Genomic DNA, 23,171 nt, shown 5'->3' on the forward strand with positions numbered 1-23,171 from the left:
AGAGTCAGGTATGAGAATTTTGAACTAAAACTTCCATACTTAGTGCCTATTTCAATTTAGAGAATGTTAAAAAATTGTTTAGCCTTTGTTGATAAAACTAATTTCCCTTTCGACACTCTTTACTTTTCTTCACTAGGCGTGCCCGTCTAACACAAGAAAAGTAACCGCGCGGCGGCCGCAAAAGAAAGTCAAGAAATCCTAAACTCGCCTGCGGCTCAAACAACAGGATTTCACCAAACAAATACAAATACACAATATACTCATTTACAATAATTTACAACACAGAAACTTGCTATTATTTTAACAAGACAAATTCATGACAAACAGAATCCTTAACGCTTAAATCTGCACTCAAAATTATGCCCTTAACAATTTTGGGAATACGACATCATGGGGTAGGTTCGACCCAAAATGTAATCGAAATGTTGGAGCAAATCCAGCCAGATATGGTATTGGTAGAAGGTGCTCCAGAACTAGATTCGATTATTTCTTGGATAGGCAACGAACAGCTTCGTCCTCCTGTGGCTGTACTTGGTTATAACGTAGACGACCCTCAACAGGCGACATTCTACCCTTTTGCGGAGTTTTCACCTGAATGGCAAGCAATCCTTTATGCCAACCAACGCCAAATTCCGGTAAGAATGTTGGATTTACCTTTGGCAATAGGTTTTCAACAAAAAAAGAATGAAAAAGAAAATGAGACAATAGAAGAAGCCGATAGCGAAGAGACTGAACCTGTAGCGCCTCCGCCTATCCATAAAGATCCAATTGCCTACTTTGCTGAAATAGCAGGTTATGACAATTCGGAGCTTTGGTGGGAACATCATTTCGAGCATAACTATATTTCTAACAGTGCCAAAGAACATTTTGATGCTGTAATGCTCATGATGTCGGAGCTTCGCCAAGCCAATATCCCATCCGTTTTGGATGAAGAAAATATTGCCCGCGAAGCCTATATGCGTGAGATTATCCGAAAGGCTCAAAACGAACTTTACAGCAATATTGTAGTTGTTTGTGGTGCTTGGCACGCTCCTGCCCTACTCGATGTAAACTCTACCGCCAAAGCGGATACGAAACTTTTAAAGTCTTTACCCAAAACTAAAATCAAAGTAGCTACTACTTGGATTCCTTGGACAAATCAGCGTTTATCCATGCACTCAGGATATGGTGCAGGGATTACCTCGCCAGGTTGGTATGACTTTTTGTGGAAAAAAGGTAATAACCCTGATTTTGCGATAGAATGGCTGAGTCACGTGGCAAGGCTTTTCCGAAAAAAACAAGTTGATATATCTACAGCCCACGTCATAGAGGCATTTCGTTTAGCCGAAACCTTAACTAGTTTGCGTGGACTTTCTAGAATTGGTTTGCTTGAACTCAACGAAGCCACCCAAACCGTCATGTGTATGGGCGATACCATTTTGCTGAGCTTGGTTAAAGATAAACTTATTGTAGCCAATCGCTTGGGCGAAATTCCTGACGAATTACCCAAGGTTCCGCTACAGCTTGACTTTGAAAAACTGGCAAAAAGTAATCGTTTGGCACTGACTGCCGAAAAGAAAGAATATGAATTAGATCTTCGAAAAGAGTTAGACCTCAGTCGAAGTAAGATGATTCATCGCTTGGATATTTTAGAAATCAATTGGGGACACAAAGTCTACGCCCGTAGCAAAGGAACTTTTAAAGAAGCATGGACTTTGGCTTGGAAGCCCGAAATGTACCTGTCCTTGATTGATAAGGCCGTTTGGGGCAATACCCTCGAAGATGCTTGTACCAAATACCTAATAGATACGAGCCAAAAATCACAAAATATTGGAAAAATTGCCGACAATATCCAAAAAGCAATTCCTGCTGAGCTATTTGTAGCAATTGAATTTTTGCTTAAAAAAATCGACGAAGTCGCTGCCATTTCAGCCGATATTTTAGACTTAATGACTGCCCTTAAGCCTATGGTGGAAGTAAGCAGATACGGAAATGTTCGCAAAACAGACTTAGGAGCAATTCGTCTGATAGTGGATAGTCTCCTCACCCGCATCTGTATAGGCTTACCCAATACCTGTTTCGGACTCGATGATGACAACTCAAGAAAAGTATTCGGGCATATCCAACAAGTAAATGAGGCTACCAAGCTCATCGAAAACGACGAACTGACCCAGCTATGGTTTGATACCCTCAAAAAGCTATTGAATAAAGATGGCGTTCATGGTATCATTCAAGGATGTACTTGTCGCCTACTACTCGATGCTCAAGTGATTACTATCGAAGAAACAGCAGAGCGATTTGCTTGGGCACTGTCACAAGGACAAGAACCCAATTTTTCGGCAGGTTGGCTCGAAGGATTCCTCAAAGGAAGTGGTATGATTTTGATATATGACCATGTCCTTTGGAATCTACTTTACAAATGGGTAGCGGAACTTCCACAGGAATATTTCACAGAACTATTACCCATTTTACGACGTACCTTTTCTCATTTTGTACCTAACGAACGCCAACAACTTGGCCAAAAAGCCAAGGTAGGCACTATGATTCAATCACAAGAATTTACCACTATTAACAAAAACTTTAACCATCAACTCGCCGAAGGTGTACTGCCTATGTTAGACACACTTTTGGGAATTACTAGACTATGAAAAATTTAGAGAAATTAGAGAACTTTATCGACAATCTAAAAAACTCAGCCTATGTACAAGCTAGTGTTGACTTTGAAAAATGCGTCGAATATTTGAGAAGTGATGACCCTACGATTCCAGTATTTACTATACAAAACTATTGGGTCATCACTGGACTTGAGCAACTACTGGGCGATGTTGACGAATGGGATGAATGGGAAGACAAAATCATGGCGTTGATAACTCAACCTTCCTATTGGAATGAACCTCAAGCATTGGGATTTTCAACCTATGGTGGCTTTCGCGATTTTACCGATTGGGTCAGTGAGCAAATACTCCAAAGCAAGAATAACCTTGAAATAACCAAGGTACTCCAATTAGCAAGTCGTTTTATTACTGATGAAGCACTATTAATTTACTACGTAAATACAAAGACTTTTTTCGTTGATGGAAATCATAATTTGACCAAATGGGGTCATTATCTTCTACTTAACAATCAACATTATAATCCAATTTTGTTAAATACCAGTGTAGAAGCTAATGAGAAAACCCTCCTTGTAATGTTTCTTCTATCCTCTAAGCAAGAGGAATTTTTAGCGTCAATAATCGACTCATTGATTGTCGATGACAACATATTGAATATAACTGATTTGTTACTAGATGAGGATTCAACAAAATATGAACCACTCATCTTCGGCAAATGGCAAAACCTAAAGAATAGCTACGTATTCATTAAACAGTATGAATTTTTAGCTAAAAAGTTTCCCGAAAAATATAACCCGCTTGAACTAGAAACTCTTCAAAAAACGCTTTCCATCGAATTGAATTGGTGTAGTACAAACTATGCCAATCAATATATTTATGGACCAGAGCCAATCACTGTGTTAGCTCACTGCTTTAATTTTTTGATAAAAAAAGAAACACAGGAAACTAAAAAGCTATTCCAAAATGAACTTCGTAATATCTATTCAATACCAGTTGACCTATTAGTAGCGATTGCAAATGAATTGAAAGAAGAGGGTTTAGATATTTTAATAGAAGCTCTACATCAAGACCCAAATAATCTTTACTGGAATGATAAAGATTATTTCAAAAAATACTTCAAAATCATTGAAACACTTGATTTTCGCTCGCACCAACAGTATTTCTGGGATCTGAGTAAAAACAAGTCGAAAGAGTTACGCAGATTTGGTGCAGGGCTATTAAGCAAATTAGGTCCTGATGCTATTCCTAATGCTTCTGAACTAACCAAATCTAAAAAGTTGGAAGCCCGACAAATGGGATTTTTGATTTTATCGCTTATCAATACCGATGAATCAAAAGCCATTTTGGTAGATCTTTTGGAACAGGAAAAGAATGATGAGGCTCGTGATATCATTTTGGAATCATTGCGTCACTTAGTTAGCCAACAAAACTCTTTAGCAGAAATTAATACCAAAATAGCCCTTGCTCAAAAAAGAGGAAAGCTCAATACCCCTTTAACACCTTGGCTCGATGAAAAGATACTTCCTCCGCTATATTTCAAAGATGGTTCGCAACTAAGCGTTGAGGCGTTTCGTTTCTTGCATTACCGTATGAGTCGTGCCAAAGAAATCCGCATTGACCTTGAAGCAAAATTGCTGATTGAGCATTTGGACACCAACAAAAACAACGAATATGCCTCTAGTCTACTAGATACCTATTTTATCAATGGTGCACTGGCTAATTTCAAATTCTGTTTGACACTTGCTAGTATTTTTGGAGATACTACTGTCATCCGTCAATTGCGAAATAAGGTGCAAGAATTTGCCGATAACAATCGCGGTAAAATGGCAGAATATGTCGTAAAGGCATTAGCGCTCAATGGCGGAACAGAGGCCTTGCGTCATGTGGAGTTCTTTTCTAGAAAATATAAAAACAAAAATAAAAACGTCGGCGCTGCTGCAACGGAGTCTTTTTCATTGGTTGCCGAAGAGCTAGGAATCTCGCCATACGATTTAGCTGACCAAATTATTCCTGATTTTGGCTTTGAAGGATTATTTAAAACCTTTGAAGTCGATGGACACGAATATCGTGCTTTTGTCAATCAAGATTTCAAAATCTTATTCTTGAATGAAGATAACAAAACCCTAAAAGCTCTCCCAAAAGGTACGCCTGTAGCCTTGCAAGATGAGTTTAAAGAAATAGGCAAGGAAATCAAAGACATTGTAAAATCTCAAACACCTCGTTTGGAACAATACCTCATTATTCAGCGTCAATGGGATACTGAAAAATGGCAGAGCCTTTTCCTAAACAACCCCATCATGTTTGTGTACGCTACGAGACTAATATGGGGCGCTTTCAACGAACAAAAACAATTGTTATTTACCTTCAAAGTACAGGAAGACCAAACTTGTATCAACCAAGAAGGCGACGAAGTAGAATTCCAAGAAGGACAAATGATACGAATGGTGCACCCACTAATCCTCGAGACCGCGACCATCAACTATTGGTCTGAAGTATTAGAGGATGAAGGGCTATCGCCTGCATTTTTACAACTCAACCGCGAAGTTGTCAATTTTGATTCAGCGGATAAAGGAACACTTATTTCGTCTAAGTTCAGAGGCATCGAGATGTCAGGATATACATTCGTTTCTGTTCTAGAAAAAAGAGGTTGGTTTAGGGGTTCGGTAGTCGATGGTGGCTTCATCAGCAATTATTACAAAGACTTTGCAGAAGAGGGCATTACCGCTATCATCACACAAGAAGGAGATGTATGTGTAGGTTATTTGGATTCAATTGGTGGCATTGGCAATCTAATGTTTGTGAAATACGGCAGTGTTGACTTCGGAAGTTATACCTATGACGAGCCAGGGCATACAAACGACCCAAGACTCATTCCATTTGAGCAAATCTCCCCTATCATTTACTCAGAAGTAATGGCAGATATGCAGTATTTTAAAGAGAACGATAGTAGAGTAACCAACGGTAATGCTGAACCCTCTTTATAAATCCAAAAATCCACACTATTATTCCACGAGGCTAACAAACATTTATTAGAAATCAATTCTCATTGTTATAGCAAATACCTATTCAAAAAACCATAGGTATTTGCTATATGCATTCATTTTCAAAACTTAACACTACAAAAAAATAACCATCAACGCTCAAAAAGTGCACTTCAGTTATGAGCATCACTTTTAGGCATTACACAATCATGAAAAACACTACAGCACTTGAAACTTACATCGCCAATACTAAAGCTCTACCCTTGTATCAAAAGGAAACGCAAGAATATGACAAACTCCTCAATTACCTAACAGGTAATTCTGAGTATGTTCCCGAGATTAATGTACGTAGCTTAGAAATAATTCCTTTAGAAACGCTTCTTGGCCCTATAGAGGAATGGGATGAATGGGAAGAAAAGGTAGTAGAATTGAGACAAACTAAACATTGGTTTCTATCTATTCCGAAAGCCAATAGCTACATGCCTAAACCTGAATACTTATTTCAAGCATTACTATCGTGGGCGAATGCCCAGATTTTTGAATATACTAGTATATCCAAAATAGATCGCATACTTGCTAAGATAAATACCTACACAAACGACTTTGGAGGATTAATTTATTGGATGTCAAAAGTTCAACCTCTTGTAGTAAATGATAAGCCTACAGCACTAGGTGAATATGTTTTAGAAAACACAGATGCTAATTTGGCTTCCCTAAATGAGGCATTTTCTCTTGACTATCACTCTTTACTTGATTTGTTTCTTGTTAAAAGACCAGATTTAACTAAACTTTTCTTGAAAGGTTTTCATAGAAATCTTATTCCTCAAGTTAACTTATGGAGCAGAAGCCAAGACACCAAACTAAAAAATGCCTTTAAATATATAGAAACTATTCTAGCTTATCAGGGAGATCAATACGGTTCCATACTAGAGAATATATTTCATAAAACAGAAGATATCGAATCCAAATGGAAGCTATTTCAGTTATTACAAAAGTATATACCCAATCATATTCAAGCTTTTCAAGAGTCATACTACAATGATATTTTTGAAAAGCAAGTACAGTATTTTATCAAAAATAATCATTATTTAATTGATGAGTACTCTTCAAAATCTTATTTGAGGATTTGTATATCTTACTTATCGAATTTGCACCCTGCAAAGTATAAGCCCATAATCAGTGATAAACTCTTCGAGATGTCAAAACGGTACTTCTTACCTTACGATGTTATTGAAGTAATTACTGAAATATTGGATAGAGAGGATGTTGAAAAAATTTACACCAATATGGTACAATTCTATCGATTTTCTCCCAAACAATTACAATGTTCATTGAATTTAGCCCAAAAATTAGATTATCACGCATACTTACCTCAGATTTGGGATATTAGTAAAACAAACTCAATAGAGCTCAATAAAATAGCAGGTAAATTTTTAGCAATACTTGGTAATGCCGCCATTCCGCAAGCTACAGAACTATTACGCTCTAAAAAGGCATACACAAGACAAATGGGAATGAGTCTATTAGAGGCGCTGGATACTGCAGAGACCCAAAAGATAATTTATGATTTTTTAGAACTAGAACCTAATGATGATATTCGAGACAGTTATGTCGAACTGTTGAACCAAATGATTAGTAAACCATGTACAATTGAGGAAATTAAGGCTAAAATTGACTATGCAGAAAAAAGAGCAAAGCTTTCGACTCCACTCGCACCATGGTTGGATGACAAAGAAATATTCCCTCTGTACTTTAAAGATGGTACGCCTTTGAATACAAACGAGGTAAGATTTTTATACTACCGTATGAGTAGAATCAAGGAAATTGGTTTTGACTTTGAAGCAAAATGGTTGCTAGAACATATCGACATGAATCGAACACATGAATATGCTAACAGTTTAGTTCATATATTCTTCACTAATGATGCACCTGCCAATCTTAAGTTTTGCCTAACCTTAGCCAGCACTATGGGTGATGCTAGTGTTATTCGCACACTTAGAAAAAAGGTATTTGAGTTGACTGAAAATAATCGTGGAAAAATGGCAGAGTATGTTGTCAAAGCCATAGCTCTCAACGGAAGTACCCAAGCCCTACGTGAAGTTGAATATCTATCTAGAAAATTTAAGTCCAAATACAAAAATATTGGAAAAGCAGCCATAGAGGCATTCGAACTTGCCGCACAGGAACTAAATATTGATCCTTATGACCTTGCCGACCAAATAGTTCCTGATTTTGGTTTTGAAGGATTATTTAAAACCTTTGAGTTAGATGGTCAGGAATACAGAGCATTTATTAATCAAGATTTCAAAATCTTATTTTTAAATGAAAGCAATAAAACCCTAAAGTCTTTACCTAAAAGTGCCTCTGTTGAATTACAGAATGAATATAAAGAAATGGGGAAAGAAATAAAGGAACTTGTTAAATCTCAAACCTACCGTTTGGAGCAATATCTGATTATTCAGCGTCAGTGGGAAACAGAAAAATGGCAAAACCTTTTCCTAAATAACCCTTTGATGTTTGTTTATGCTACCAGATTGGTTTGGGGTGCATACAATGAGCATAAACAATTATTATTTACTTTCAAAGTTCAAGAAGATCAAACCTGTATCAATCAAAATGGGGATGAGGTAGAATTTGAAAATGGTCTTTTTATCAGAATTGTACATCCTATTGACCTTACCAAAGATATAGTTGCCTACTGGTCGGAGGTATTGAGCGATGAAAATCTCCAACCTGCATTTTTACAGCTCAACCGTACCGTTATTAATTTTAATGAACAAAATAGAGGAACAAAACTTTCTGCGAATTACAAAGGCATAGAGATGTCTGCTTATAAACTCTTATCCTGTCTTGAAAAAAGAGGTTGGTTAAGAGGCTCTGTCGTAGATAATGGACGTATTGGCAATTATTATAAAGATTTTGCTAATGAAGGTATTTCTGCAGTATTTACTCAAGAAGGGGAATTTACTATAGGTTTTATGGAAGGTACTGCCATAATAGGTAATTTGATGTTTGTCAAAAGTGGTAGCATTAATTTTAATCTTGGTTCGTATGAACCAAGAAAAGAGAGTGACCCAAGACTCATTCCATTTGAGCAAATCTCCCCTATCATTTACTCAGAAGTAATGGCAGATATGCAGTTTTTTAAAGAAAACGATAGTAGAGCAAACGGAAATTAAGCATTATGACAGACGAAAAAGAATCACTCAGACGCTGGCGTCTTATTTTGGGAGGCGATGAAGCCGATGGCACTCAATATCAACTGTCAGAATTAGACAGTCAAATCGATGATGCGCTCTCTGCTTTATATGACTTTGAAAGAAAACGAAATTTCAATTATGGACAAAATGGTGGCGGTGGTGGATCAGGAGGAAACGGAAGCTCAAGCCCTTCGGTTGCTCGCTGGTTAGGAGATATTCGTAAATATTTTCCTCAATCAGTTGTGCAGGTGATGCAAGGCGATGCCCTAAAACATCCAGAACTTCAGCAAAAGCTCATGCTCGAACCTGAGATTTTGGAACAGGCTACCCCAAATGTGCATTTGGTCGCCAGTTTAATGGAACTGGGCAAACTGATTCCTTCCAAGACCAAGGACACCGCTCGCAGAGTGGTGCAACAGGTTGTGGAGGAGTTAATGGACAAACTAGAACAAAAAACCGTACAGGCTATTTCAGGTGCTATCAATCGTAGTGTTCGCAACAAGCGTCCTCGTTACAATGAAATAGATTGGAATACCACAATTAAGAAAAATCTCAAAAACTATTTACCCGAATACAAAACCATTATACCAGAAATCAGGGTAGGATTTGGGCGTAAAAATAAACGCTCTCTTAAAGATATCGTCTTATGTCTCGACCAAAGTGGTTCTATGGGTGCGTCAGTTGTTTACTCAGGTATATTTGGCGCAGTGATGGCGTCGTTACCACAAATCACCACACAAATGGTAGTATTCGACACAGAGGTTGTTGACTTAACAGAAGATTTGAAAGACCCCGTTGAATTGCTCTTCGGAGTACAACTTGGTGGTGGTACAGATATCAACAAAGCTTTAGGGTATTGCCAAGAAATTATCAACAAACCCGACGACACTATTCTTATTATGATTACAGATTTGTATGAAGGAGGTAATCAAGTACAGATGCGCAAACGTATATTGGAGCTAAGTGAGTCGGGAATTCAAATAATATGTCTGTTAGCCTTAGACGATTCGGGAGCACCCTCTTTTGACAAAGACAATGCTAAGTTTCTATCTACCTTAGGAATTCCTGTATTTGCCTGTACGCCAGATTTGTTTCCAGATATGATGGCAGCAGCTATCAATCGACAAGATATGAGTGCGTGGGCAAGTCAAAATGACATAGTTTTAAAAGGCTCAAATAGCTAAATAGTTATAACGCCACATGCTTGAAATGTGGCGTTATATACTAAAAATCAGCACTTTCACTGATAGAGTTTTTCTCTAAAATCACCCATATATACTATAATATTTGAAGCCCTTTACCATCAAATAATTTCCACAAAAAAAGATACAGTATTATATACTTTGGCACGGTTTTAGAGCATTTAGTCTAAAATTGCCGCACTTCAATTTCGTACTAATTTTAGTATGCTTATCCTCTATTATCCTCACTCGTTCAAAACTCTTGCGTATACTCATTATTTAGGCCTCCATGGCATAATTTTTGCTCCTTTTTAGGCAAGCAACCGCCAGTTGCATTCAAAAAATCAAATTTCCTAAGTAGAAAACATCTCCGCCAACCAAAGAGCAATCTCTCGATTGTGACTTTGACTGTATTTCTATGTGGGCTGTAAAAGGTGTTTAATTCAATTAATTTTATGCTCATGAACAAGTTTACCCAAGTAGTTGTGGTACTGTGTATTTCTATGCTCAGTATCTTTAAAACACATGCGCAGGTGAAAACATTGGAGAATAATAAAATCCCAATGGATCCAATCGTTGGAACTGGCGTTACAATTAACTCCTCACCATCACTTACCGGTGGTGCTTCAAACACTTCAAACGTCGTAAACGGCGATCTTAGTGATTTCTCTACAATAGATTTAACACTCTCTCTTCTAGGTGGTGGTGTTGGTCTAACAGTACAAGACGCTAAACAATACTATCCCGCTGGTAATGTTGTAGGTTTTGTGGTAGCTCCTGGAGCTGGTATTCTCTCAGCTTCTGCATTATCTAACATTTCAATCAAAACTTTCCGTGATGGTGTACCTCAAGAAACAGCTACTGTATCTGGAGGGTTATTGAATGCCTCAGTATTGGGAGGTAGCATTGGAAAGCAAGTCTTAAGTTTTACAACGACAAAAGACTTTGACCAAGTTCAATTGTTTTACAGTGGTGGAATTGTTGGTTTGTTCAATAGCTTAAAAGTTTATTACGCTTTTGAAGGACCAGCAGCAACAATAAACTTAGATTGTGCAGACAAATGGGTGAATGGTGGAACTGGTACTTATAATGTTAGCAAAGGACTTTATTCAACAGGACTTGCTATATGTGCCTCTGGTGTAAGTAATGAGGCAAATGTTGTAAACGCTAGTACAACAGATTATGCTTCAATGGATGTATTATTAGCTATCGCTCTTGGTTCTTGTAATAGCTATATTGAAGTAACTTCTCCTACTACAGTACCTGCGGGTTCTGAAGCTGGTTTTGTTGTTTCAGATGGAAACTCCTTAATAAATTTAAGCCTGTTAAGCGCAGTTACCATTGAAACTTATAATGGTTCTATCAAACAAGAAAGCATTTCTGGTGGTAGTAGCTTAGTGAAACTTGGTCTATTAGGGAATACAAATACGTATGAGTTAGGTTTCAAAACTACAAAAGCATTCAATAAAATCAGAATCGTATCAACTAGTGGTCTAGTTTCTGTATTAGGTTCTTTGAGAGTTCACTATGCTTATTCAAAACTAGATTCTGATAACGACGGTGTATCAGACTGTTTAGATAAATGTGCTGGAGGAAATGACTTATTAGATACTGATGGTGATGGTATTCCTGATAGTTGTGATGCAAACACAATCAATGTTGCTGTTTCAAAAACAAGTAGCAACAATGGAGCTCCAGTTCCACAAGGCACTCAAGTTACTTACACTATCAAAGCAACAAGAGCAAGCGGATCTGCAGCTGCAACTGGCTTGGAAATTACAGATTTACTTCCATCAGGTGTAACTTATGTTTCTCACTCAGCAGAATCAGGAACAACTTATGATCAAACGACTGGTAAATGGTATATTGGTAGTTTACTAGGTGGCGATAAATTGGTAGCAACCCTCACTATTACAGTTACTGCAAAAGATGAAGGTGTTATCTTTAACACAGCAACTATTACGGCAAAAGATGGTAATTCCAACACTGGTAAAGAATCTGAAACGGTTTGTATTAGCGTACCTGTAAAACTTTGTTCTAACGAATCGTTAACATTGACAGCTCCAACTACCCTTACTTCTTATCAATGGAAAAAAGACGGTGTTAATATCCCTGGTGCTACTACTAATACACTTAAGGTAACAGAAGCTGGTAGCTATACACTAGATGGAACACTTACAGGTAATTGTCCTACAGGGAACTGTTGTGGTATTATCGTTGAACTTCTTCCAATTCCTGTTTTAGCAGTAACAGCTCAACCAACAAAAGGAAATTGTACTGGCTCAACGGTTACTTTAGGAGTAACAGGTACCAACACTGCTACTTATGCATGGGCTGGTCCAAACGGATTTACTTCGACTTCAGCTAACCCAACTGTAACAACATCTGCAACTTCAGTCCACGCTGGTGTATATACCATTACAGGTACATCATCATTGGGTTGTACAGCAACAGCTACAGTTCAGGTAAATGTTAACCCTGTTCCAACAGCTACAGCTAACGCTCCACTTCAAGTTTGTTTGAATGGTACAGCTAATCTTTCGGTAAGCAGCAATCCAGCTGGCGCAAGCTACTCATGGTCAGGTCCTTCAGGATTTACTTCTACAGTAGCTACTCCTACAATTGCATCAGTAACAAATGCTAATGTAGGAACTTATTCTGTAACTGTAACTGATATCAACGGTTGTACAGCAACAACTACAACGTCGATCAGTCTTTACACTGCTCCAATTATAGCGATTACACCAACTGCATTGGCTGTCTGTGAGCAATCTCCTATTACTTTGACCGCTTCGGGTGCATCAACTTACTCTTGGACAGGTCCGAACGGATTTACTTCAACGTCAGCTAATCCAACTGTAACAGCTAGCGCTTCGATGACTCAACATGCAGGTGTTTATACCGTAACTGGTGTTAGTGGTAACAATTGTAGTGCGACAGCTACTGTAAATGTAATGGTAAATCCTAAACCAATGGTTACTGCAACTACAGTTGTAGCTGTTAACTGTTCGGGTGTACCACTTACGCTAAAAGCAACAACAGACGGAACAACGCCTACTTATTCTTGGTCAGGTCCAAACAGCTTTACTTCAACAGCTGCAAGTCCTGTAGTTTCTGCTAACGCAACAGCTGCTATGAGCGGAACTTATACAGTAACAGTAACGGATAGTAAAGGGTGTATTGGTACAGCTTCAGTTGCTGTAACAGTTAACCCTGCTCCTACTACAACGATCACTGGTGGTCCAACTATCACGGTATGTTCTGATTCTCCAATTGCCTTTACTTTAGGTGGCAAACAAACAGGTGAAACTTATGCTTGGTCTGGTCCAAATAGCTTTACTTCAACAGTAGCAGAACCAACAGTAACAGCTGCTGCAACTGCTGCCAACCAAGGTGTATATACAGTAGTCGTAACAAGTACTTTAGGTTGTAACCAAACCGCTACAGTTAGCGTAACGGTTAACGCAACTCCTGCTGGAGCTACATCAAACGTATCAGTTTGTGCAGGAACTCCAACAACATTGACTGCAACTGGTGGCTCAACTTACTCATGGGATACTGGCGAAACAACAGCATCAATCTCTGTTTCTCCAACGTTATCTACTACATATCGTGTGACAAAAACTTCAGCACAAGGATGTTCAATTGTAGATGTGTTTAATGTTACCGTTAAAGCAGCTCCAACATTGGCAGGTGCAGTATCTATCTGTAGCGACGCAGGTACGCCAGCAACATCAACAGATGATACATATACATTCACATTGAACCCATCGGGTGGTAGTGGAACTACTTATACCGTTTCAGGAAGTGGAATTACGACTAGTACAGCTCAAAACTATGGAGCTCCATCTACGTCATTCGGTCCATTCTTAATCAGTGGTGGTGCTAAAACTATTACAATTACTGATGCAAATGGATGTTCGTTGAACAACGTGACTATCACACCTCCAGCGACATGTTCATCTTGTCCTCAGGTTTGTGTGCCGATTACAATTACAAAAGTGAGATAGTATAAATCTTATTTTGCGAGATAAATACAAAAGGGAGCCTGCATTGGGCTCCCTTTTTGTTGTTTGGGTAAATAAGTAAGTATGAGTGCTGAATTGTGAGTGATGAGTTTTGAGTGTATTTTTTGATTACTAATATTTTATCTCATTAATTAATTCAACTGAATTTTGCACGACTATGTAAAATATCCCTTAGTCTCAAAATGCTTCTTGGTATATGTGCTCCTTCTTACATGATTGCTTAAGCAAAAATGTTTCATCACTTTCAGATTATTTGAAAGCTAGAATTTCAACAGAATAATAACTTGGGGAAATATTTTTATAGAAGATATTAAGACAAGAAATAAATAGCAAAAGGGAGTCAAGTCTCGAATTGTAGTAAGGTCAAAAAAACATTCAATACCGTGCAATTAAACCGCCTAATTACTGCTTATTAGAATGCGTCATGAGCAAATGACTAATTACCATTAATACTATCAATCCAAGTAACTTCCCTCCCGTGCCTATATAGATACCTAAACTTACGAAAGAAATTACAATTTGGATTCAGCTTATGTACTAGATTTTCTTGTAAAAAGGACATATTGAATACACCTATAAGTGTATTTTCTACGAATACCATGCTAATATTTTCTTTTACACAGAAAAAACCTCAATTATATAATTTTCATATTTTGTGCTTAACTAAAGGGGATTCTGAAAATCTATTCAGTTTTAACATGAAATTTTTATTATGTTTTTCTCTTGACTTGACTTTGTGAAAAAAAAATAGTTTATTGCGAAAAATGAGTTTTTTACCATTTTTTACCTAAAAAGCCATAAACTTCAAAGACAATCAAATTATGGAAAAGTCTATCAATGTTTCATCGGAAGTAGGAACGCTAAAGAGGTTATTGATTCATAGCCCAGACAGTGGATTAGGGAAGGTTATTCCTTCAAAAGCTCAAGATTGGCTCTTTGAAGACATAGTGCATCTGGATACGATGCGAAAAGATGAATATGATTTCTACGTAAAAATACTACTTTACTTCCTCGACCCAGCCAAAATCAAAGGTCGATTACAAGAAATCGATGCCGATACTTCTCGAGAATTCTTCAAACCAGAAAGTCCTCATTATTTCAAATCAGATAAAGTAATCGAAGTTCAGAGGCTATTGGCCGAGGTTTTAGATAACTCTATTATAAGAACCCGACTTGTAGCAGCGGTTTGTGCTGTTGAACATTGCTCGTTTGCCATTCAAAACACACTATTGAATTACCCTTCTACAGAATTAGCCAAAACGCTTATCTCAGGCATGACGCCAGAAAAAGAAATGCTTTTTGCGCCTATTCCCAACTTTATCTTCACGCGTGATATTGGGATTACCATCAACAATCATTTATTGCTTAATAAACCAGCCAAAATAGCGCGTACCCGCGAAGCTTTGTTAATGCAATACGTTTTCTTCAATCACCAAATTTTTGAAGAAATACGCAGCAATATCATCGAAATACCCGACAACGAACATCAGTTCTTAATGCCCGACGACCAAAAGTCGGATACCATCGCTACACTCGAAGGTGGCGACGTCATGATGGTCGCTCCTAATCACTTATTGATTGGGATTTCGGAAAGAACAACCGTGTATGCTGCCAAACAAGTTATTGAGGCGCTCTTTGAAAAAGATATAGTTGAAAAAATCACCTTGGTAAAAATTCCGAAAAAGCGTGATTATATGCACATCGATACGGTATTTACCCAAGTCAAAAGAAATATCTGGGTATTACTAGGCTCTCTTGGAAAACAAGCTAAACAAGAAAATGAGGTTTTTGTAAAAGCTGGTCTCATCAAAGCAAAAGTAAAAGATGAATTGCGAATTATACAATTTAGAAAGGATGCTAAAGAGCCCAGAGTAATTGAATACTTAGAGGATTTACTAACAGAAATTTCAGTGAATGACCTCGGTTGTATGCCTCTCGATGTACAATTTGTGTATTCTGGAAATAATGAATTCCCTTACGGTGATCGTGAGCAGTGGACAGATTCTTGTAATTTGTTGGCGCTCAAAGAAGGCGTCGTAATCGGCTACGATAGAAATGACAAAACCCTTGAAGCTTTTAAGGCATTAGGTTTTGAAGCCATCAAGGCGGCTGATTTGATTCAAGAATTTGAAAGTGGTCGCAAGTCACCAGAGAATATGCAAAATACCTTTATCCTACTCCCATCAGCAGAATTATCTCGTGCTCGTGGTGGCTCACACTGTATGTCGATGCCAATTCTAAGAGAAGGATTTTAGGTTTTGGCTATCAGCAATGAGCAATCAGCTATCGGAGATTGCTAAAGAAGTAGTAGAAACATCTTTCCTGAATGCCGATAGCTCATTGCCGAAAGCCCAATAGATAATCTTTTTTGCATGATAACGGCTACACTATTAACAAATAACTATTTTTCAACAAACAAAACGGTTCAAACTATGCGTTCTCAAACAACTTCAAATATCTTGATGATTCGTCCTGTGCGATTTGGCTTTAATGAACAAACAGCAGAGTCGAATGCCTTTCAGGATAAAGCTTTTGGTCAACAAACCCAAGAAACAGCGCAAACTCAAGCCTTGCAAGAATTTGATGAAATGGTGGCTCGCCTCCGCAAACATGGGGTAAACGTCATTGTGGTTGATGATACGCCTGAGCCGCATACACCTGATTCTATTTTTCCGAACAACTGGGTTTCTTTCCATTATAACGGTACAGTCATCGAATATCCGATGCAGGCTCCCAACCGTCGTTTAGAGAGACGCCAAGATATCATTAGTTTATTGGAAAAAGATTTTTATATCAATAGAAGAATTGACCTTTCGAATTTTGAAGAAAAAGGCGAGTTTTTGGAGGGTACTGGCTCTATGGTACTTGACCGTAAGTTTAAGATTGCCTACGCTTGTATTTCACCACGTACGCATGAATCGGTTTTGAATGAGTTTGGTATCCAGATGAATTACGAAATCGTGAAATTCACCGCAGTAGATGGCGCTGGAAAGCAAATTTACCATACCAATGTATTGATGTGTATTGGCGATATGTTTGCTGTCATTTGTTTAGAGGCCATTCCCGATTTGGACGAACGCTTGAATGTACGTAACTCCTTAGAAAGTAGTGGCAAACAGGTAATTGAAATTACGCTCGACCAAATGAATCAATTTGCAGGCAATATGCTTGAAATTCGTAGCGAAAAAGGAGACCGATATTTAGTAATGTCAGATGCTGCATATTACTCGCTTACTCAAGCACAAACCAAGATTCTTGGCGATTATTGTACTATTTTGCACTTCGATTTAAGCATGATTGAGGGTAACGGAGGTGGTTCGGCTCGTTGTATGATGGCCGAGGTTCATTTACCAATGAAATAGATTTTCGGAACTTTTCGATTACTTTTGTAGTTCAAAAGTCATAACAACTTGTTTTTCCTAAAATAGATATAGCATCATGGTAACAGTAACAGATATAGCAGCAGAAAAAATCAAAGAATTACGTGATAAAGAAGGTTTAAGCAATAACTACAATGTACGCGTGGCCGTACAAGGGGGTGGTTGCTCAGGCTTGATGTACGACCTAGACTTTGCTTCTGAACCACAGGCCAATGATATGGTATTTGAAGATAAAGGAGTAAAAATCATGATTGACAAAAAATCAATTCTTTATCTTGCTGGCACAGAATTAGATTTTTCTGACGGTTTGAATGGCAAAGGTTTTCAGTTCAAAAACCCTAACGCAACTCGTACTTGTGGTTGCGGTGAAAGTTTTGCGGTATAATATTTAGTGAATTGTGATTGAGCGAATGAGTGATTATTTTTAGTATAATCTTCATTTGTAGAATACAACACGTTGCATCTAAAGCTGATTTTAGCATCAAAAAAGGGTCGAAAAATAAATTTTCGACCCTTTTTTGATGCTACCATACTAGCTTTTACTCGGCTCAAGACGCAATCATTGCGTCTCTACTGTTAGAATACAAATTTTAACATAATCACTCATTCGCTCAATTACTCAATCGCTAAAAATGCCACTAAACTAGGGCATCGAAAATCCTACAAAAAATCCTATAATGCTCAACGCAGGTAAAGTAAATACCCACTTGGCTGCTGAATAATGACCATGTTTAAATAACCACCAAGCCGCAATAATCGAAATCAAAGCTAGAATTGGAAAAGCCACAATTGAGAAAAAAGTCACCCAGCGCCCCTTCGTTGCGCCAGCATCAAACAAAAATGGGCTCATCATAATCGGAAAAAATGACCCTACAATCAATATTCCATAAAGAATACTGAGAATCCAAAGAATGGTTTTAGTGGTATCTGCATTCATGATTTCATAGTTTAGTTAAGATGAATAGGAACAAATATAGGAAACCTATTTTTAGACTCAAAACCTTGCTTGTTTTTCGGATATCGGATGTTGGATTTCGGAAGTATAACGTACATTTTAAAATCCTAGCTAGGACTATACTAAGAATTTCATTTCGCTCAAAAGCATTCTTATCATTATGCTGAAGGGGAACCCTTGTAGTTGCCACGTTGAATGCGGCAACCGCAAGGGTTGCCCCTTCAGCAATTTTTATCAACACAAAATAGGTACGTTTCCATCAGTATCCATACATTCCGAAATCAAAAATCCCAAATCCCCAATCGAACTATTGTTTAATCATTTTTAGCACCTGATTGCGTTGTGCATCTTGGATATGAATCAAATACAAGCCTTCTTTTAGGTCAGCGATGTATATATCTGTATTTGTATCTTCTACTTTTCCTTGTTTTACCATTTTCCCATAAAAATCGTACATTTCGTAATGTGTATCTCCTTTTCTGAAAGTTGGAACTGATAGACGAACCATATTTGTAGCAGGATTTGGGAATAATTTCACTGCCGTAGCCTCCTCTTCGATTCCTGTAATCACTAATGCCGAAGGTACTTTCCAAGGAACAATATCGGCTTCAGGTTTTGGGAATGGTTTTGTTGAAAAGATATGGAATTCTCCAGGCTCTAAGAACAAAGGCAAATCCAAATCTCCAACATCGATGCTACTCCCCGTAAAATAGTCATACCATTTGCCCGTAGATGGGAAAAGGCGTGTCATTCCTTTACTTTGAATATCAAAATTACCAACTACAAAAACTGTATTATCGCTCGAACGAAGTGTTACTTTTTTCTGCATACCTGTCAAGTCAATACTAAAATCTGTTGTTTTAAATATTGATTGCGAGGTTTTCAACTGAACCATAGCAGCATAAGCTTTGTATAACTTCATGCGACGAGCATCGGTTAAATACTCCCATTTTAAAGGTTTTTGTCCTGTACGACCGTTAAAATCAATATTTACATCGTAGCCTAACTCACCAAATTGCCAAATCATTTTTGGACCTGGAACCGCCATGAATACCGCCACATTTGCTTTTTCACGTTCTAGGGCTGTCGCTAAATCTCTAGTTGAGTAAGAGTTAGCCGTTTTTCCATTCTGTACGGCATCATAAATCAAACGCTCTTCGTCGTGACTTTCCATGTAACTTACCACGCCCGGTGTAGTCATTCCTCTCGACTGATAAGAGAGTCTTGTCAAATCAACCGATTCTCCTTTCATCATACCTCTAAAATCATAATTATGATTTCCCCAAACCATCATTCCCATATTAGTCAAAGCTCTTTCTTCTAAATCCTCAGAAAAAAGCTCCAAAATCACGAAAGCAGAAGCATCTACCTTGCGAATATTGTCGTAGTAGCCTTTCCAAATATCAACTCTAGATTGGTCATAAAGTCTAAATTGCGCATCGTTAGAGGTCTGTTTTTGAGTAAAACCCTTCGCCAAATCAAATCTAAAACCATCAATTTTATACTCCTGCAACCAAAAAGCATTCGCACGATTCACGTATGCTTTAGTAGCCACACTTTCATGATTAAAGTCAAAAAATACGCCAAATGGATGTCTATCGGTTTGGTTAAACATCGGAGAATCTGCCGAAGGTTTTGAACCATCCCAATACATTTTCACATAAGGAAACTCATAATCTGCTTGATTGAAAACCATATCCATGAGTACCGCAATACCCAATTCATGGCATTTGTCAATGAAGCGCTTCAAATCATCTTTTGTTCCATACGCCTTATCTGGTGCAAAATAGAAAATTGGATTATATCCCCATGAATCATTTCCTGTAAATTCCTGTACAGGCATTAACTCAATAGCATTTACACCAAGTTTTTTGAGATATGATAATGTATCTATAACTGCTTGATAGTTTTTGTTAGCTACAAAATCTCTTACATGTAATTCATACACGACTAAATCTTCTTTAGCGGGACGTTTGAAAGTAGTATTTTTCCAAGCATAAGCCGTTTGTCCTGTTTGAAACACCGAAGCAATGGTTTTTACTGTCGATGGTAAAGTTTTCAAATTAGGATAGGTCGTCGACGGGATATATTGGTCGTTATTAGGGTCTAGAATTTTTTCAGCGTAAGGGTCTGCCACAGCCAAAGTGCCATTGATCAAATACTGAAAAGCATATTCTTTCCCTTTTTCGATACCATCCAACTGTATCCAATAGCGTTCGGCAGAGGTATTTCTTTTCAACAAATAGTTATTATTGGTTTCCCAACTATTAAAATCTCCTATCACATGAACGAAGTCCTTATTGGGTGCATATAGCACTAAACCAACGCTTGTTTCAGACAAATAGTTGATACCATCTTTCCATCCCGCAGGAACTTCGGCGGTGGTAATTTGAGGTGGTACCAACACTGCCAATTGAGCGGTTGCAGTACCTAATTTTGCTTTTGCCTGAACTTTCATCGTAATAGTGGAAGATTTATCATTGATTAATTTAGCCAATGAATTATAAGGTATTGTGGTTGTAAAAGTATCTGTACTATCTGTTGAAAAATTAAGAATTGAGTTGTTAATCAATGTATTTCCAACACTTATTTCAGCAGAATAAAGGGCTTTTGCAGAAGATTTCAAACTAATAGCTAAATCTTGTCCTGACTTTAAAACTACCGAACTCTCGGTTGGTGACAAAAATGCGAGGCTAAAAGCAGCATCATACATAGTAACAAAAAAGTCCTCCGTTTGAGCCGTTCCATTTCCATTTTTCAACAAAACCCCGAGTCTTTTAATAGACTTACTAGTAGGCACATTATAGAATGTTCGAGGAGTAATTTTGATACTCCAAACATCATTGCCCAGTGAGGTCATTTTTCCGTTGGTAAACGGTTCGGCAAAGTTACTCTGCCCCGTCGGAACGTACTCAAAGGCATTGCCTGTGGCAGTAGTCCCAGCTCCAGACCAAAGGTATACATCGGAGGTTTTTCCTAACAATCCTTTCGTACGAGAATCTTTGGATTGTTTTAGGTCAAAAATAAGGGTTACTTCTTTATCGCCTGTCGGCAGAAGAGGGTCAGTTGTTACAGCCTGACCAATAATAGGATAGCAACTCACCCAAATCAGGGCAAGCAGAAGAGATAATTTTTTCATAAAATGTTTATAAACTTGGTTAATGGAAGTACGAAGATAGAGGCTTTCTTAGTTAAGTACAATAAAATACAAAGCAAAGACAGATTTTCCATGCTAACTCAAGTCTAAGACTTGGGTTAGCTATTTCTCAAGTTTTAAAACTTGACTATTCAAAAACATAATATTTCGAAATTCTGCTGTTGATATGAAGTCTGAAAACTATATAAAAAAACTGGTTCAAGTCTAAGACTTGAACCAGTTAGGACTATAAACTTGAAAGAGTAAAACTACAATCTTACGCTTTCAATCATATAAGAAATTTCTTCTACAGCAGCTTCGTCAGAACCCTCAAAACCAATCAATTTGTAACGGATGTTTCCTTTTCCATCAATGATAAATTTCGTTGGAATACCTACGATACCAAACTTGTCCACCACCTTGGTATTTTTATCGTCAAGCAATACTGAGAATGTATATTTATTATCCGTAATAAATGCTTGAACTGCTTTTTTAGGCTCAGGAATACGTTCCCAAGTATCAATAAACAAAAAGCGCACGTTTGGATCAGATTTGTACTTGTCTAAAGCTTTTTGCATCGCAGGAAATGACTTTTTGCATGGTCCACACCAAGTAGCCCAGAAATCCAAAATAACCACTTTGCCTTTTAGCTCAGCTAATGACACCTTATTTCCATCCAAATCAACCAATGAAAAGGCTGGAGCTGGTTGAGAAATCAATTCTTTTGCCAATTTTGCTTGAATACTTTTTTTCATGTCGGAATGCAATGAACTCAAGTATTTTTCAAAACCATCACTTTTTCCATTGGTCTGAATATAAGCCTCCTTTATCGCCACAGCTACCTCATTGCTACCTTTACCTGTCTTTACGAGTTCAGCCAACATAGGTAATGCTTCTTTACCTTTGCCTGTTCCTGTCAAAATAAGGGCATAAATCTCGTTGGTTTGGTTTACCTTATTTCCTTCAAGATTGCTACGAAGTTCGTTGATGTATTTCAGTGCTTCATCATACTTTTTGATTTTATAAAGTAGACCTGCATAGTTTTGCAAGTAGTAATAGTAGTCATTTTTAGCATTAGGATTTGGATTGTTTTCCAAAGAAGCCTTAGCATTCTGTAATCCTTCAAAAGCTAATTTTTCAGCAGTTACGAAATCGCCTTTTTGTAAAAACATTTGCGAATTAGAAGTCTGAGCAACCCCTCTATAGGATTGTGTTTTTATTTTGGACAACCACAACGCATTATTTACGGCATCGCCTGCTTTGGCATAGGTAGAGGCTATCTCAGAACGTGCATAGTCTTAAACAATATCCGCTTTTTCGGCAGGTTCAGGAAACTTTTTAAGGAATGTTTCATAAGCTTCCAATTTAGCTTTTACTTCTTGTGGCGCCTTAATAACCAAGTTGTATGCCGCGTTTAACGCTGCTTTTCCAGTTGGGAATTTCTGAACAGCCAATTTGTTAATGGAATCAGCTAGAGAACTTTGTTTGATAGAATACGCCACACGAATGGCAAAGGTAAAATCTTTTTCTTCGGAAGATTTTAGTAAACGAGCAATTTCCGTATCTACTTTCTTGAGCTCAATGGCATCGCCAGTATCAGCAATTTTTCGGTAAACTTTGAGGAGACTATCTTCTTTTGAAAGAGGCTTTTGCGTCTGAGCCAAGCCCACAAGGGAGATACTAAGCAAAAAGCTTAGTGCAAATAGTTTTTTGAACATA

12 protein-coding genes are annotated in these 23,171 nt (G+C 37.8%); 8 read left to right on the top strand and 4 right to left on the bottom strand.

Features of this window, described 5'->3' with window-relative positions:
* Nucleotides 1-359: 359 nt before the first annotated feature.
* The 8 genes from QM524_RS07585 to QM524_RS07620 all read left to right on the top strand — a co-directional run bounded on the left by QM524_RS07585 (nt 360) and on the right by QM524_RS07620 (nt 17,746).
* Complete coding sequence (locus QM524_RS07585) at nt 360-2,627, top strand: DUF5682 family protein (RefSeq protein WP_283344111.1); 2,268 nt, start codon at nt 360-362, stop codon at nt 2,625-2,627.
* Nucleotides 2,624-5,575, top strand: coding sequence for a DUF4132 domain-containing protein (locus tag QM524_RS07590; RefSeq protein ID WP_283344112.1), 2,952 nt, complete (start codon nt 2,624-2,626; stop codon nt 5,573-5,575). The genes QM524_RS07585 and QM524_RS07590 overlap by 4 nt, the downstream gene beginning before the upstream one ends.
* Nucleotides 5,576-5,781: 206 nt before the next feature.
* Nucleotides 5,782-8,751, top strand: a complete 2,970-nt coding sequence (locus tag QM524_RS07595; protein WP_283344113.1) for a DUF4132 domain-containing protein — start codon at nt 5,782-5,784, stop codon at nt 8,749-8,751.
* A gap of 5 nt (nt 8,752-8,756) precedes the next feature.
* Nucleotides 8,757-9,956 carry a VWA domain-containing protein gene (locus tag QM524_RS07600; protein WP_283344114.1) on the top strand — a complete coding sequence of 400 codons (1,200 nt, stop codon included), beginning with the start codon at nt 8,757-8,759 and terminating at the stop codon, nt 9,954-9,956.
* A 458-nt stretch (nt 9,957-10,414) separates the two neighbouring features.
* Entirely contained in the window at nt 10,415-13,963 is a 3,549-nt protein-coding gene (locus QM524_RS07605) for a hypothetical protein (RefSeq protein ID WP_283344115.1), read from the top strand.
* Nucleotides 13,964-14,802: 839 nt separating this feature from the next.
* Nucleotides 14,803-16,236, top strand: coding sequence for an arginine deiminase family protein (locus QM524_RS07610; RefSeq protein ID WP_283344116.1), 1,434 nt, complete (start codon nt 14,803-14,805; stop codon nt 16,234-16,236).
* Nucleotides 16,237-16,413: 177 nt separating this feature from the next.
* Nucleotides 16,414-17,343 carry a citrulline utilization hydrolase CtlX gene (gene ctlX / locus QM524_RS07615; RefSeq protein ID WP_283344117.1) on the top strand — a complete coding sequence of 310 codons (930 nt, stop codon included), beginning with the start codon at nt 16,414-16,416 and terminating at the stop codon, nt 17,341-17,343.
* Between the two features lie 76 nt (nt 17,344-17,419).
* Entirely contained in the window at nt 17,420-17,746 is a 327-nt protein-coding gene (locus QM524_RS07620) for a HesB/IscA family protein (RefSeq protein ID WP_095160352.1), read from the top strand.
* A gap of 258 nt (nt 17,747-18,004) precedes the next feature.
* Here the strand turns inward: QM524_RS07620 and QM524_RS07625 are convergent, their stop codons facing one another.
* The 4 genes from QM524_RS07625 to QM524_RS07640 all read right to left on the bottom strand — a co-directional run bounded on the left by QM524_RS07625 (nt 18,005) and on the right by QM524_RS07640 (nt 23,170).
* Nucleotides 18,005-18,298 (bottom strand): hypothetical protein, encoded by a 294-nt coding sequence (locus QM524_RS07625; RefSeq protein WP_095160351.1) that lies wholly within the window; start codon nt 18,296-18,298, stop codon nt 18,005-18,007.
* Between the two features lie 325 nt (nt 18,299-18,623).
* Nucleotides 18,624-21,455: a DUF4961 domain-containing protein gene (locus QM524_RS07630; RefSeq protein ID WP_283344118.1), complete on the bottom strand. Its 2,832-nt coding sequence runs from the start codon at nt 21,453-21,455 to the stop codon at nt 18,624-18,626.
* A gap of 266 nt (nt 21,456-21,721) precedes the next feature.
* Nucleotides 21,722-22,624 (bottom strand): TlpA disulfide reductase family protein, encoded by a 903-nt coding sequence (locus QM524_RS07635; protein WP_283344119.1) that lies wholly within the window; start codon nt 22,622-22,624, stop codon nt 21,722-21,724.
* Between the two features lie 126 nt (nt 22,625-22,750).
* Nucleotides 22,751-23,170 (bottom strand): hypothetical protein, encoded by a 420-nt coding sequence (locus tag QM524_RS07640; protein ID WP_283344120.1) that lies wholly within the window; start codon nt 23,168-23,170, stop codon nt 22,751-22,753.
* Between the last annotated feature and the right edge of the window lies 1 nt (nt 23,171).

Source organism: Flectobacillus roseus (assembly GCF_030056595.1).
In the GTDB taxonomy this organism is placed as follows: domain Bacteria; phylum Bacteroidota; class Bacteroidia; order Cytophagales; family Spirosomataceae; genus Flectobacillus; species Flectobacillus roseus.

Bases quoted from the DNA above. Each gene is read 5' to 3' on its own strand.
- QM524_RS07585 (WP_283344111.1), top strand. From the start codon at position 360: ATGCCCTTAACAATTTTGGGAATACGACATCATGGGGTAGGTTCGACC.
- QM524_RS07590 (WP_283344112.1), top strand. From the start codon at position 2,624: ATGAAAAATTTAGAGAAATTAGAGAACTTTATCGACAATCTAAAAAAC.
- QM524_RS07595 (WP_283344113.1), top strand. From the start codon at position 5,782: ATGAAAAACACTACAGCACTTGAAACTTACATCGCCAATACTAAAGCT.
- QM524_RS07600 (WP_283344114.1), top strand. From the start codon at position 8,757: ATGACAGACGAAAAAGAATCACTCAGACGCTGGCGTCTTATTTTGGGA.
- QM524_RS07605 (WP_283344115.1), top strand. From the start codon at position 10,415: ATGAACAAGTTTACCCAAGTAGTTGTGGTACTGTGTATTTCTATGCTC.
- QM524_RS07610 (WP_283344116.1), top strand. From the start codon at position 14,803: ATGGAAAAGTCTATCAATGTTTCATCGGAAGTAGGAACGCTAAAGAGG.
- ctlX (WP_283344117.1), top strand. From the start codon at position 16,414: ATGCGTTCTCAAACAACTTCAAATATCTTGATGATTCGTCCTGTGCGA.
- QM524_RS07620 (WP_095160352.1), top strand. From the start codon at position 17,420: ATGGTAACAGTAACAGATATAGCAGCAGAAAAAATCAAAGAATTACGT.
- QM524_RS07625 (WP_095160351.1), bottom strand. From the start codon at position 18,298: ATGAATGCAGATACCACTAAAACCATTCTTTGGATTCTCAGTATTCTT.
- QM524_RS07630 (WP_283344118.1), bottom strand. From the start codon at position 21,455: ATGAAAAAATTATCTCTTCTGCTTGCCCTGATTTGGGTGAGTTGCTAT.
- QM524_RS07635 (WP_283344119.1), bottom strand. From the start codon at position 22,624: ATGTTTTTACAAAAAGGCGATTTCGTAACTGCTGAAAAATTAGCTTTT.
- QM524_RS07640 (WP_283344120.1), bottom strand. From the start codon at position 23,170: ATGTTCAAAAAACTATTTGCACTAAGCTTTTTGCTTAGTATCTCCCTT.